We start from the raw sequence: 12647 nt of genomic DNA, 5'->3' as shown, positions 1-12647 counted from the left end.
AAGGACCGTCGCCCATGCCCCCTGCCGCCTCCCATCCCACGCCCCCGAAGACCTGCCGGCTCCGGTGCGGAAGCCACGGCGACTCCCCCCTGGCCTTCCGGATCCTGGAGGATATCGACGCCCCCGGGGCCTCCGGCTGGGACGCCCTGGCGGCGCAGGCGAGCCCCTTCCTCCAGCGCCCCTACCTCCGGGCCGTGCAGGGCGGGCTGCCGCCGGGGGAGGCCCTGCGCTACGCCCTGTTCCAGGAGGGGGAACGGGTGGTGGGGGTGGCGTGCTTCCAGCGGACCCGCTTCCAGGGGCGGCCCCTGGGGGAACGGTTCCAGGGACGCCCCGCCCTGGCCTTCCTCGCCCGCAGCCTCCGCCTCGCGGAGCGGCCCCTGGACTTCCAGGTGCTCGTCTGCGGCAACCCGATGGTCGCCGGGCAGCACGGCTTCCATTTCGATCCGGCCATCCAGCCCCGCCCGGCGATGGAGGCCCTCTCCGCCGCGCTGACCGCGGTGCAGCGCGACCTGGAGGGAACCGGGGCCATCGACGGGGTCCTCGTCAAGGACCTGGACGCCGCCGCCCAGCCCTTCGGGGAGACCCTGGGCCGGCACGCCTTCGCGGAACTGGGCCTCGAGCCCGCCATGGTGCTGCGGCTGGATCCGTCCTGGGACAGCCTCGAGACCTACCTGGGCTGCCTGGCTTCGAAGTACCGGGTGAAGGCCCGGCGCGCCTACGCCAAGTCCCGCACCCTGGCCGTCCGGGATCTCGACGCCGAGGATCTCCTCCGCCTCCAGGACCGCTGGATGGAGCTGTTCGACGCGGTCCACCTGAGGGCCGGCAACCGCCTCGGACGGCCCACCTTCGCCACGTTCCTGAACCTGCGCCGGACCCTGGGCCCCGAATTCATCGTGCGCGGCTACTTCCAGGACGGCGTGCTGGTGGGCTTCCTCACCGCCTTCGCCTGGGCGGGCATCCTGGAAGCCCACCTCGTGGGCCTGGACTACGCCCGCAACCAGGAGCTGTCCATCTACCCGCGCCTCCTGTGCGACTACCTGGACCTCGCCATCGCCCGGGGGTGCGCCCAGCTCCGGTACGGCCGAACCGCCGCCGAGATCAAGAGCACCCTCGGCGCCGAGCCGGTGGCGCAGGTCTGCTACCTGCGCCACCGCGACTGCCTTCCGAACCACGCGGCCCGCCTCATCGCCCCCCGCCTGCGGCCGGAACCCGCCCCCTTGCGCAGGCCCTTCACCCAGGGGTGGTATGACCTGCATCCCCAACCCGCGCTCGGGTGAAACCGCTCCCGATCCTTTGACCCGGACCTGACATGCTCCTCCGTTTCGCGATCTTCTTCTCCGTGCTGCTCCTCGTGCTGGGCGGCGCCGGAACCTACCTGTCCGAGCGTTCCATGGCCCTTTGGCCGGCCCTGGCCGCCCATGCCACCGCCGTGCGCCTCACCGTGGCGTCCCTGCTGGTGGGCATGCTGCTGGTCACCCTCCTGCAGCGGGTCCCGGTGCTGGGGCACCGCCTGGGCGCCCTGCTCTGGCTCAGCCACGGCTGCTTCAGCCTGGTCTCGACCTTCCTGGTCTACCTGGCGGTGGCGGACCTGGTCCAGGCCCTGGCGGGCCGGGCCACGGGATGGCAGCTGGGCCCCTGGGCCCTGGGGGTGGCCGCGGCGGCGGCCCTGGGCACCTCCCTGCTCGGCCTGGCCACGGCCCTGCGGCCGGTGCAGACGCGCACGGTGGAGATCCCCATCGCGGGGCTGCCGGCGGCCCTGGACGGCTTCCGCATCGTCCAGATCTCGGACCTGCACCTCAGCCCGACGACGCCCTGGTACCAGGTGGAGCACCTGGTGCGCGCCGCCAACGCGCTCCGCCCCGACCTGCTGGCGGTCACCGGCGACCTGGTGGACGCCGAGGCCGATGGGGTCCGGCCCAAGGCGGAACGCCTGGGCGCCATCCAGGCCCGCCATGGCGCGGCCTTTGTGACGGGGAACCATGAGTACTACTCCGGGGTGGGGCGGTGGCTGCAGGTGATCCGGGGCATGGGCTGGCGGGTCCTGGACAACGCCCATGTGGTGCTGGAGCACGACGGGGCCCGGCTCGCCGTGGCCGGCATGCCCGACCCCACCGCGGCCCAGCTGGGCCAGGGCCCGGACCTGGCGCGGGCCCTGGCCGGCGTTCCCGCGGAGGCGGTGCCCATCCTGCTCTTCCACCCGCCGACCGGGACCCGCGCCGCCTCGGAGGCCGGGGTGCGGCTGCAGCTTTCAGGGCACACCCACGGCGGGCAGTACTTCCCCTGGAGCCTCCTGGTGCCGTCCCTGTTCCGGCATGGCAAGGGGCTGTCCAGGGAGGGCGATCTGTGGGTCTACACCAGCGTGGGCACCGGCGTCTGGGGCCCCCCCAACCGCTTCCTGGTGCCCCAGGAGCTCACCCTCCTGGTGCTGCGGCCCGGAGCCGGCAAGGGCTGAGCGGGGCCCGGCGATCAGGGCTGCGGCTGCCGCCCCAGGCCCGCCTGGATCCCCTCGCGCAGCTTCTGGAGCAGGTCGGTCAGCGTCCGGTTCTCCTCCGCGGACAGGATGGCCCCCACCTCGGCGCACAACGCCGAGTGGAGGGGGGCCAGCCGCGCCTCCAGCGCCCGGCCTTCCGGCGTGAGCTGGACGAGGCAGCCGCGGCGGTCCGAGGGGTCCTCCCGGCGCCGGACCAGGCCGGCCTTCATCATGCGGTCCACGAGCCGGGGCACGTCCGCGCTGCGGGAGATGATGCGCCGGCGGAGCTCGCGGATGAGGTAGCCCTCCTCCGGGCCGCCCTTGAGGATGCGGAGCACGTTGAACTGCTGGTCCGTGATCCCCGCGGGCTTGAAGAGGCGTTCGTCGGTGAGCCGCGTGACGAACTCGCGGGCCAGGAGGATGGACAGGAGCTGCTCCTGGCCGGGTTCCAGGGGCTTGCCGATGAGGAGTTCTTCGCGGATGTCCATGGTTTCGAGCGGTCCTGCGCCGTGGGGCGCCTCCCAGTGTAGGGAGGGGCGGCGGGTTTCCACAGGGGGGCTTCCGGCGGCTCCTCCGATTTTTTTCAATTTCATGTTGCGTTCCCCCAAAAGCCGACTACATTGGTAATAGATGTTACAACATCTTTTGAGGAGATCCCGATGAACTTTTCCCGCCGCCTTCTGATTCCCGCCGCCGCCCTGCTGATGGTCCTGCCCGCCGTGGCCGGCGACGTCGACACCTACAAGATCGACCCCGTCCATTCCGCGGTCGCCTTCAAGATCCGCCACTTCGTGGCCCGGACCACCGGCGGCTTCGCCAAGTACGAGGGGACGATCAACGTCAACACCAAGGACATCACCAAGTCCTCCGTGGACGTCACCATCGACGCGGCCTCCATCAACACCGGCAACGAGGGCCGCGACAAGCACCTCAAGAGCCCCGACTTCTTCGACGTGGCCAAGTACCCCACCCTCACCTTCAAGAGCACCTCCGTGAAGGAGGTCGCCAAGGGCAAGCTGGAGGTGACCGGGGCCTTCACCCTCCACGGCGTCACCCGCACCCTCACCATCCCCGTCTCCAACCTGGGCACGATGGCCGGCATGCAGCCGGGCTCCGTCGTGGCGGGCTTCGAGGGGACGGTCACGATCAAGCGCTCGGACTACGGCATGGCCGGCATGGTCGGCCCCCTGGGCGATGAGGTGGAGATCAGCCTGAACATCGAGGCCGGCAAGGTCCACTGACCCCGCCCCGCCCCCCGGATCGAGCCCCCCGCCCCGGGGGGCTTTCCTGTGCCCGGCGGCCCCTGGATCCAGGTTAGAATCGGATCTCCAGGCCTTTCCAACGGACGAGCCCACCTTATGAACCATCCCCTGCCCCCCGAAACCAGCGACGCGCCCCTCGCCCCGGGCGAGCGTCTGCCCAAGGCCAAGCGCGAGAAGCTGAGCCCCGAATCCGTGGCCAAGATCCAGGAGATCGCCGCCCGGTTCCCGGACAAGCTCGCCGGCACCCTCCCGGCCCTCTACATCGCCCAGAAGGAATTCGGCTTCCTCAGCCTGGGGGCCATGAAGGAGGTCGCCGCGGCGCTGGGGGTGCCCGAGGGGCACGTCTTCGGCGTCGCCACCTTCTACACCATGTTCCGCAAGCGCCCCGTGGGCCGGTACCACTTCGAGGTGTGCACGAACCTCAGCTGCGCCCTGAACGGCGCGGCCGAACTCCTCCAGAAGGTCATCGACAGGACCGGGGCCCGCCCCGGCGAAGGCCCAACGGCCGACGGCATGTGGAGCGTCGAGGAGGTGGAGTGCCTCGCGTCCTGCGGAAGCGGCCCCTGCATCCAGATCAACCACGGCGTCTTCGACGAGTTCGTGGACGAGGCCAAGCTGGAGGCGATCATCGACGCCTGCCGGCGCGGCGAGACCGCCGCGTGGGGGGAGTGACCATGGCCGCCATCCGCACCAAGCCCGATCACCAGAGCTACACCTTCCCCGGCTTCGGCTCCGACAAGTACCCCAACCTCATGCTCCGCGGCGCGGGCGACCTGGACAACTGGCACCTCAAGGTCTACGAGGGCCGCTGGGAGGGCTACCAGGGCATGAAGAAGGCCCTGAAGATGGAGCCGACCGCGGTCACCGCCGAGGTCAAGGCCTCCGACATCCGCGGCCGCGGCGGCGCGGGATTCCGGACGGGCCTCAAGTGGAGCTTCATGCCCAAGGACACCCCCGAGCGCAAGCACACCCGCTACCTGGTGTGCAACGGCGACGAGGGCGAGCCCGGCACCTTCAAGGACCGCGCGATCCTCGAGTACAACCCCCACCAGCTCATCGAGGGCATGATCATCGGCGGCTGGGCCATGCAGTGCAGGATGGGCTTCATCTACCTGCGGGGCGAGTTCTCCTGGCTCATCGACAAGCTCGAGGCCGCCATCCAGGAGGCCCGGGACGCGGGCTACCTGGGCAGGAACATCCTGGGCACGGGCTGGGACTTCGACATCCTCACCTACCGGGGCGCCGGCGCCTACATCTGCGGCGAGGAGACCGCCCTCCTGAACAGCCTCGAGGGCCGCCGCGGCGAGCCCCGCGTGAAGCCCCCCTTCCCGGCCTCCGTGGGCGCCTTCGGCCAGCCCACCACCGTGAACAACGTCGAGACCCTGGCCGCGGTGGCCCCGATCCTCCGCATGGGCGGCGCGGAGTACGCCAAGCTCGGCACGCCCGGCAACACCGGCACCCGCATCTACGGCGTCTCGGGCCACGTGAAGCGCCCCGGCCTCTACGAGCTCCCCCTGGGCCTGCCCCTGGAATTCCTCATGAACGACCTCGCCGGCGGCTCCTCCACCGGCGCGAAGATCAAGGCCGTGATCCCCGGCGGCAGCAGCGCCCCCGTCTTCACCGCCAAGGACTTTGACTGCCCCCTCGACTTCGACACCGTGCGGGCCCGGGGCTCCATGGCCGGCTCCGGCGGGCTCATCGTGATGGACGAGCGCACCTGCATGGTCCAGGCCACCCTGCGCCTCATCAAGTTCTACGCCCACGAGAGCTGCGGGCAGTGCACGCCCTGCCGGGAAGGCTGCAACTGGATGGAGATGATCCTCCACCGCCTCGAGCACGGGCAGGGCCGCCCCGACGACCTGGACCTCCTGGCGAGCCTGCCCCCGCGGATCAACATGCGCACCCTCTGCCCCCTGGGCGACGCCGCCTGCGGCCCGATGGAGAGCATGCTGCAGAAGTTCCGGGACGAGTTCGAGTACCACGTGCAGCACAAGACCTGCATGCCCGGAACCCGCTCGATCCTCCCCGCCGCCGCCCTCGCGGCGCACTGATCCCCGCGGAGGGCCGTCCCGTCCCTGCGCTTCCTCCTGTCATGAGACAGGTGTATCTGCAGGCAAGTCACGGGTGCAGGTCGATCGAATCACCGGAACGAACGTGTCCCGACCCTTCGCGCTGGCGAGGGTGAGTAAAAATCCCGTACGCAGAGTGCGCCGAGACGTCGAGTCACGCTGAGCCAGCTTCGCGATCCACCGCGCCGCCCCACACCGCCCAGGCCCTGGCCCGCTGCCGCGGGCCGCGATGCTGCGCATCGCTCGGCTGGGGGCTCCGGGCCTTCCGCATGCACGCCTGCGGGTGCCCTGCGCCCCCAGCCTTGGACGGGCCTGGGCTCAGCCGCCTCGGTAAACCCCGGTTTCGGGAACAGGCGAGGACCTGCTGGACGTCCACCTGGACATCACCTTCGAGGGGCTTCTGATGCCCGACTCCTGCCTGATCGGTCTCAGGATCGACGACACGGTGATCGTGGAAGCCAAGGCCGGCTTCTCAACGTCTGGGCCTGCCCGTTGAATCTTGCGCTTCGGCTTGCTCCATGACCGCTCGCTATCAATCTGGATCCGGCATCTTGGGCTGAACCTCAAACCAGGCCCGTCCAAGGCTGGGGGCGCAGGGCACCCGCAGGCGTGCATGCGGAAGGCCCGGAGCCCCCAGCCGAGCGATGCGCAGCATCGCGGCCCGCGCCAGCGGGCCAGGGCCTGGGCGGCGCGGTGGATCGCGAAGCTGGCTCAGCGTGACTCGACGTCCCGGCGCACTCGGCGTACGGGAACTTTACTTACCCTTGCGTTACGAAGGAACGGGACACGATCGTTCCGGTGATTCGACCTGCCTGAACTAGCTCAGGATGCCGGCGATGCAGGCGGACATGAAGTTGGCCAGGGTGCCGGCGACCATGGCCTTCAGGCCGAGGCGGGCCAGATCCCCGCGGCGCTCCGGGACCAGGGCGCCGATGCCGCCGACCTGGATGGCGATGGAGGAGAAGTTGGCGAAGCCGCAGAGGGCGAAGGTGCTGACGAGGCGGGCCTTCTCGCTGAGGACGGGGAGGGAGCCCAGGTGGATGAAGGCGACGAACTCGTTGACCACCATGCGCTCGCCCAGGAGGGAGCCGACGATGCCGGCCTCCTTCCAGGGCACGCCCATGACGAAGGCGAAGGGCCGGAAGATCCAGCCCAGGATGGCCTGGAGGCTGGCCTTGTCGTGGACGGCGTGGATGAGGCCGTTGAGCATGGCGATGATGGCGATGAAGGCGATGAGCATGCCGGCCACGTTGATGGCCAGGTGCAGGCCCTCGGAGGCGCCGCGGGCGGCGGCGTCCAGGACGTTGGCGTCGGTGTTGGGGATGTTCACCTTGACCTCGCCGCTCGTCTCGGGGACGCCGGTCTCGGGCACGAGGATCTTGGCCATCATGATGGCGCCGGGGGCGGTCATGAGCACGGCGGTGAGGAGATGCACGACGTCCACGTGGGCCACCTGCACGTAAGCCACCATGATGGAGCCGGACACGTGGGCCATGCCGGCGGTCATGATCACCATGAGTTCGGAGCGGGTGAGGTTGGCCAGGTAGGGCCGGATGGTCAGGGGGGCCTCGGTCTGGCCCATGAGGATGCTGGCGGAGACGGAGAGGCTCTCGGCGCCGCTGACCTTCAGGAACCGGCTGATGGCGCGGGAGAAGGCCCCGACCACCCACTGCATGGCGCCCACGTAGTAGAGGACCGCGAAGATGCTCGCCACGAAGATGATGGTGGGCAGGACGACGAACGCGAAGATCATCCCGATGCTTCCCACGGTGACGCCCTGGGCGTTGGTCACCGCGGCGCCGGCGGGGGTGGCCAGGGGCCCGAACACGAAGGTGGCGCCCTCCTTGGCGAAGCCCATCAGGCCCTCGACGACGAGTCGGGCCTTGTCGAAGACGGAGCCGACGAGGTTGCCGCGCAGGAGGCCCAGCAGGGCCAGGCCGCCGAATGCGCGCCGCAGCCACGCGCCCGGGGGCAGGCCGGCCTTGCGCAGGATCATGGGCAGGAAGAGGAGGACCAGCACGGCCCAGCCCGCGTGCCGGGGCCAGGGAATGAAGCCCAGGGCGTGCGAGATCAGGTCGCCCTTCAGGACGATGAGGGCGAGGATCCACTGCAGGGCCATGCCCCACCCCACCGTCCGCCAGTGGATGGCCTTCCGGTTGGAGGACCAGGCATAGGCGAGACCGATGAAACAGACAAGACCGAGCAGACCCGTGAAGCGGACCATGTGACTCCCGAATGACGTTGGTTTTCAGTGGTGGGGAAGGATTCAGATTTCCTGGTTGAGGCGCTCCAGGGCCTTCTGCATCTGGAACCGGGCGCGGCCCAGGATCCCGTCCCGCCGCATGACGAGCACCAGGGAGGTGTGCTCCGCGCCGCCCATCATCAGGATCCAGTGCTGGTCGGTGCAGAAGGCCACCTGGTCGACCTCGCCGCGGTCGAATTCCTCGACGGCCTGCTGAAGGTGGCGCTTCACCACGTTCCGGTAGGCCCCGAGGAGCTGGAGCGCGTCGTTGGGAACCTCGATCGTGCGCGAGCAGAGCGGGTCGCCGTCCTTGTCGTTGAAGGTGGCGGCGATCGCTTCGGGCACCTGCGCGATGAGGTTGTCCAGAATGGTCTGGAAAGCCATGGAGGATCTCCCTGCGGGGAAGGTCTGTCCATGATGACCTGTCCGACGGGGGAATGCCAGGAGAAGGCTCAGACCGCGATCCAGGCCGCCAGGGCCGCCAGGACGAGCAGGGCGAGCATCAGGAGGCCCGCCACCAGCACGTTGAGGACGGTGGCGGCGACGCCCTTCCAGAGGGGGCATCCGTGCCAGGCCGCCAGGGCCTGCCCGCGCAGGTACCAGCACCACAGGGCCGCCGGCGCCAGGAGGAGGCCCAGCCACCAGGGAGCGCCCGGCACCTCGCCGGGGAGGGCCGCCAGGGCGCCCAGGACGCCCACCCGGAGGGCCTCCGCGTCCGCCGTGAGGGTCCCCCGGAAGCCCTTGGCGCGGTCGGCGCCGCCGAGGAGGAGGAGGCCCGCATGGTCGAAGGTGGCGTGGTGCAGCCAGAGGCTGGCCACGCTCACCGGCGCCAGGAGGGCCATCCACGGGAGCGCGGCGCCCAGGGAGGGCAGGCGCGGCACGCCGGCCAGCGTCTCCGCCAGCTGGGCCGGGTCGAGGGTCCCCGGGAGGGCGGCCAGGACCTCGCGCCACAGGGCGCTGCCGGGATCCCGCAGGGCGTCGCAGAGCGCCGTCAGGCGGATCCAGAGCAGGAGGGAGGAGAGGAAGGCCACGGGGGCGCGGAGGGCCAGCATGGCCCCGAAGGCCCTTCCGGCGGAGGGGGCCTCCTCCGCCCGCGCGGCGAAGGCGGGACCGGGCCGGGCCGCCAGTTCCCAGAGGCCCCGCGGCCCGTCCATCAGTGCCGCGGGAAGAGGCTGTCGTACTCGCGGATGGCGACCGGATCGCCCTCGTGGCGGAGGGGCTCCCGGAACTCCCTCGGATCGATCTCGGTGAACTGGCCGAAGGTCGCGATGTTCCCGTTGATGTAGGCGATGAACTCGTCCTGCCGGTGGCGGATGTAGCCCTGGAAGGGCCTGGCCGCGATGCCCAGGACGGCGGAATCCAGGAGGGTCCAGGTCTGGAGGTGGGTCTCGAAGCCCTTGGGCGTCTCCCAGTACCGGTAGGCCACGGCCATGCGGGCCCCCACCGCGAAGGGGGTCTTGAGCCGGCCGGCCTCGGCCCTGCCCTCCACGAGGTAGACGCGGAAGCCCGGCTTCTTCAGGACGCACCGGAGGCGCCCGGTGAGGCCCCGGGTGTCGTCGATGGAGAAGTCGCCGTCGGGATGCACGAAGGCGTAGAAGCGCGGGACGAACTGGCAGTAGCGCCACAGGGCCGCGCCGAGGTGGGGGTGGTCGAAGAGCTTCTCCATCGTGGCGACGTGGACCCTCACCGGCTGCGTCCGCGTCTGGAACGCGAAATCCGCCTTCTTCACGATGTGCTGGGCCTCCTCCCGATCCAGGGGCGCGAGTTCCGCGAAGGGAATCTGGGCCTGAAGGGCGGCCGCGATGGCCAGGGTGGGGAAAATGGAGAGGCGCATGGAGAAACGCTAGCGAATCGCGCGGTTTGTGAAAAGAATATTGCTGAACGCATTCGCCCAGGTAGCAATGTCAAGCCCCCCCCGGAAGACCCCGCTCACGCCCCTGGACAAGCTCCGGGAAACGCTCAAGGAATACGCGGAAGGCGACGCCCAGTTCGCCCCGCGCCTCGTCTCGCAGGTCCAGGCCCTGCGCAAACAGGCGCTGTCGGAACTCGGCGGCCGCCTGAGCTCCCAGGGCACCCCCCGGGGCCTCCGCAAGACGATCCTGGGACTCGTTCCCAAGTTCGATTGGCCGGAATGGACCCCCTGGATCGCCCGGGCCCTGCGGGACGAGCGCGACCTCGGCCTCTTCGACGAGGGCTGCGCCGCCCTGGGCGCCCTGGGCACCCGCGGGGCCCTGGAGGCCCTGGAGCACCTCAAGGCCACGCGCACGGAGCCGGATTTCCAGGTGATCCTCAACCGCGAGCTGGGGAATTTCCAGAGCCAGCAGGGGGTCCCGTACCACGTGAGCCGCCTCATGGAGGGCCAGGGGAACCCCCGCATGGCCTCCCAGGGCGCCAAGCACCTGGCGGCCCTGGCCGGCCCCCAGGACCTGGGCGCGATCATCGGGGCCTACCACGGGGGCGACGCCCTCACCCAGCGGCTGGTGATCCGCCTTGTCGGGGGCATACCAGGCGAACAAGCTAGCGACTTCCTCAAGAGCCTGGCCGTCCACGCCCGGGAGGAGTACCTCGACCACAAGCTCCTGATGGAAGGCCTGAACCGCCTCCAGACCCTCCAGCGGGGCTCGGTGCTGCCGGAGCTGGTCCGCCAGACCGTGGCCCACTTCGGGGCGACCTACCCGGCCACCGGGGACGGCCTCGCGGAACTCCAGCGCGCCGCCGGCCAGGAAGAGCCGAACCTGCTCCCCGCCCTGGAGGATCTCCGGCCCTGGGCCAAGGGGGCGTACGAGACCTTCCTCCTCGACGCCCTCGCCCTGATGGGCGAAGGCAAGGTGGCCCGCTACACGGCGGCCGTCTCGGACGCGGCCCACGCCACCGAGGAGAAGCTGGGAAGGCTGACCTCCCTCCTGGACCAGGCGGCGGAGGCCCTCGCCTTCCGGGTGGAGACCGGCCGCATGGACCGGGAGGAGGTCCTGCCCGTCCTGGTGCCGGTGCTGCGCAGCCGGGCCGGGGGGGACGGCCTCCTCACCGCCCTGCTGCGCCTGGTGCCCGTGGATGCGCCGGTCCTCGACGAGCTGCTCAAGGATCCGGACCCGGAACGGCGCGCCAAGTGCCTGGATGCCCTGGGCACCCGGGAGGACGACGCCCTCACGCCCTTCTTCCTCAAGGCGATGGAGGATTCCATCGTGGAGGTGGGCCAGCGCGCCATCCACCACCTGGGCAAGCTCCCCTCAAGCTACCCGGCCCTCATGGCCATGTTCGAGACGGGCCAGACGGAGCAGGTCCGGCTGGCGATCCGGGTCTTCGGGGAGAACCGCACGCGGATGGCCGCGGAGCCCCTCCTGGCCTTCCTCCAGAAGGACGCGCGGGACGCCCTCGTCGTCGAGGCGGCCGAGGCCCTCACCGCCATCGGCTATCCCGGGAGCGCCCCGGTCCTGCTGGACCTCCTCCACGACGGCAAGCCCTTCAACCTCCAGGTGGCGTTGGCCACCGCCCTGAAGGAGATCGCCACCGAGGAGGCCTCCCTCGGCCTCCTGCGCAAGGCGGCGAACCTCAAGCCCCCCCAGGTCCTCATCCTGGCCCTCGAAGGGGCGCTGGCGGCCTTCCCGGGCTTCGACCACCCGCTCCCCACGGAGGCCCTGCCCGACTTCCTCAAGCTCTTCGAGCGCTGCTGCGATGAGCGGGAGGGCGAGGGCCAGCGCCTCCGGGCCCTCCTGGCGACCCAGGATCTCTTCGTCTTCGACCGGGGGGCCTACTCCCAGCTCAAGGACCGCGTTTCCGACTTCCTCTTCGACATGCGGACCAAGGAGACCTGGGACCGGGAGTCCAACGACCGGGTGGCGGCCGTGGTCAAGGAACTGGGACGGCGCGGGGACGGCCTGCTGAACCTCGCCCAGAAGGAGGCCGGGATCCAGGCGCAGATCCAGCGGGTTCCCGCCCAGGGGCCCAAGAAGGCCGAGGCGCTCCTCGCGCTGCGGGACAGCCTGCAGGACCCGGAGCTGATCCTCCGCCCCGAGCTGGCCCAGACCCTGTCGACCCTGGTGCTCGACCTGCTCGCCGTCCCGGCCCAGGAGTGGCGGGAGACCGCCCACCTCTGCGAGATCGCCGGCATCATCCGCCAGCCCGCGCTCGTCGACCCCATCCGCGACATCTTCCAGTCCGCCACGGGCCTCGGCCTCAAGAGCGCGGCCCGGTCCGCCCTGGCCGCCCTCGGCCTGTCCGAGCCGGACATGAACCGCCGGCCCCGGCCGAAGTCCATCCTGCTGATCGAGCCCAGCGGGTTCTTCCGCAAGCGCCTCGCCCAGGCGCTGGCCGACGGGGAGCGGGAGCTCTTCGAGGCCCCGGGGCGCGAGGAGGCCGAAGCCGTCCTCGCGGCCCGCCCCGTGGACCTGGTCCTCTGCGAGATCAAGGACGCCGCGGGCGACCTGGAGCCCTGGCTGGAGGCGCAGCGGACCCAGGGCCGCTTCCGCTTCGCCCTGCTCTCCAGCAGCAACCGCGACCTGGGGACCCTCCGGGACCGCCCCTGGGTGGTGGGCGCCCTCTTCAAGCCCTATCCGACGGAGCAGGTGATCCAGGCGCTCGAAGGTTAAGCTATGTCATACCCTTAC

General features: G+C 70.5%; 11 protein-coding genes. 6 read left to right on the top strand and 5 right to left on the bottom strand.

The window, feature by feature from the left end; all coding sequences use genetic code 11:
* Positions 1–14 precede the first annotated feature (14 nt).
* Together R2J75_RS01055 and R2J75_RS01050 are read left to right on the top strand one after the other, a co-directional pair.
* A complete protein-coding gene (locus R2J75_RS01055) occupies positions 15–1277 on the top strand; it encodes a hypothetical protein (RefSeq protein WP_243330143.1) in 1263 nt (420 codons plus the stop codon).
* A gap of 32 nt (positions 1278–1309) precedes the next feature.
* Positions 1310–2452 (top strand): metallophosphoesterase, encoded by a 1143-nt coding sequence (locus R2J75_RS01050; protein WP_243330140.1) that lies wholly within the window; start codon positions 1310–1312, stop codon positions 2450–2452.
* Positions 2453–2466: 14 nt separating this feature from the next.
* Here the strand turns inward: R2J75_RS01050 and R2J75_RS01045 are convergent, their stop codons facing one another.
* Entirely contained in the window at positions 2467–2958 is a 492-nt protein-coding gene (locus R2J75_RS01045; RefSeq protein WP_243345981.1) for a MarR family winged helix-turn-helix transcriptional regulator, read from the bottom strand.
* Positions 2959–3129: 171 nt separating this feature from the next.
* On the opposite strand from R2J75_RS01045, the gene R2J75_RS01040 reads away from it, so the two are divergent.
* The 3 genes from R2J75_RS01040 to nuoF all read left to right on the top strand — a co-directional run bounded on the left by R2J75_RS01040 (position 3130) and on the right by nuoF (position 5783).
* Complete coding sequence (locus R2J75_RS01040) at positions 3130–3711, top strand: YceI family protein (protein WP_243330138.1); 582 nt, start codon at positions 3130–3132, stop codon at positions 3709–3711.
* Between the two features lie 117 nt (positions 3712–3828).
* Complete coding sequence (locus R2J75_RS01035; RefSeq protein ID WP_243330136.1) at positions 3829–4404, top strand: NADH-quinone oxidoreductase subunit NuoE family protein; 576 nt, start codon at positions 3829–3831, stop codon at positions 4402–4404.
* Between the two features lie 80 nt (positions 4405–4484).
* Positions 4485–5783 (top strand): NADH-quinone oxidoreductase subunit NuoF, encoded by a 1299-nt coding sequence (gene nuoF, locus R2J75_RS01030; RefSeq protein ID WP_394365903.1) that lies wholly within the window; start codon positions 4485–4487, stop codon positions 5781–5783.
* Positions 5784–6618: 835 nt separating this feature from the next.
* On the opposite strand, the gene R2J75_RS01025 is transcribed toward nuoF, so the two are convergent.
* From R2J75_RS01025 to R2J75_RS01010, 4 genes are all read right to left on the bottom strand, one after another.
* Positions 6619–8025, bottom strand: a complete 1407-nt coding sequence (locus R2J75_RS01025) for a NupC/NupG family nucleoside CNT transporter (protein WP_243330132.1) — start codon at positions 8023–8025, stop codon at positions 6619–6621.
* Positions 8026–8067: 42 nt separating this feature from the next.
* Positions 8068–8427, bottom strand: coding sequence for a roadblock/LC7 domain-containing protein (locus tag R2J75_RS01020; RefSeq protein WP_243330130.1), 360 nt, complete (start codon positions 8425–8427; stop codon positions 8068–8070).
* A 68-nt stretch (positions 8428–8495) separates the two neighbouring features.
* Positions 8496–9197: a hypothetical protein gene (locus R2J75_RS01015; RefSeq protein WP_316410916.1), complete on the bottom strand. Its 702-nt coding sequence runs from the start codon at positions 9195–9197 to the stop codon at positions 8496–8498.
* Entirely contained in the window at positions 9197–9877 is a 681-nt protein-coding gene (locus R2J75_RS01010; protein ID WP_243330125.1) for a hypothetical protein, read from the bottom strand. The genes R2J75_RS01015 and R2J75_RS01010 overlap by 1 nt, the downstream gene beginning before the upstream one ends.
* Positions 9878–9944: 67 nt before the next feature.
* Here R2J75_RS01010 and R2J75_RS01005 point away from each other — a divergent pair, with 67 nt between their 5' ends.
* Positions 9945–12629, top strand: coding sequence for a HEAT repeat domain-containing protein (locus R2J75_RS01005; RefSeq protein ID WP_316410915.1), 2685 nt, complete (start codon positions 9945–9947; stop codon positions 12627–12629).
* Positions 12630–12647: the final 18 nt, after the last annotated feature.

The sequence above is a fragment of the Mesoterricola sediminis genome, assembly GCF_030295425.1.
Classification (GTDB): Bacteria; Acidobacteriota; Holophagae; order Holophagales; family Holophagaceae; genus Mesoterricola; species Mesoterricola sediminis.
Note: the sequence above shows the minus strand (reverse complement) of the source record. Positions and strands in the feature narration are given on the sequence as shown.

Bases quoted from the DNA above. Each gene is read 5' to 3' on its own strand.
- R2J75_RS01055 (WP_243330143.1), top strand. From the start codon at position 15: ATGCCCCCTGCCGCCTCCCATCCCACGCCCCCGAAGACCTGCCGGCTC.
- nuoF (WP_394365903.1), top strand. From the start codon at position 4,485: ATGCTCCGCGGCGCGGGCGACCTGGACAACTGGCACCTCAAGGTCTAC.
- R2J75_RS01035 (WP_243330136.1), top strand. From the start codon at position 3,829: ATGAACCATCCCCTGCCCCCCGAAACCAGCGACGCGCCCCTCGCCCCG.
- R2J75_RS01010 (WP_243330125.1), bottom strand. From the start codon at position 9,877: ATGCGCCTCTCCATTTTCCCCACCCTGGCCATCGCGGCCGCCCTTCAG.
- R2J75_RS01045 (WP_243345981.1), bottom strand. From the start codon at position 2,958: ATGGACATCCGCGAAGAACTCCTCATCGGCAAGCCCCTGGAACCCGGC.
- R2J75_RS01020 (WP_243330130.1), bottom strand. From the start codon at position 8,427: ATGGCTTTCCAGACCATTCTGGACAACCTCATCGCGCAGGTGCCCGAA.
- R2J75_RS01025 (WP_243330132.1), bottom strand. From the start codon at position 8,025: ATGGTCCGCTTCACGGGTCTGCTCGGTCTTGTCTGTTTCATCGGTCTC.
- R2J75_RS01015 (WP_316410916.1), bottom strand. From the start codon at position 9,197: ATGGACGGGCCGCGGGGCCTCTGGGAACTGGCGGCCCGGCCCGGTCCC.
- R2J75_RS01040 (WP_243330138.1), top strand. From the start codon at position 3,130: ATGAACTTTTCCCGCCGCCTTCTGATTCCCGCCGCCGCCCTGCTGATG.
- R2J75_RS01005 (WP_316410915.1), top strand. From the start codon at position 9,945: ATGTCAAGCCCCCCCCGGAAGACCCCGCTCACGCCCCTGGACAAGCTC.
- R2J75_RS01050 (WP_243330140.1), top strand. From the start codon at position 1,310: ATGCTCCTCCGTTTCGCGATCTTCTTCTCCGTGCTGCTCCTCGTGCTG.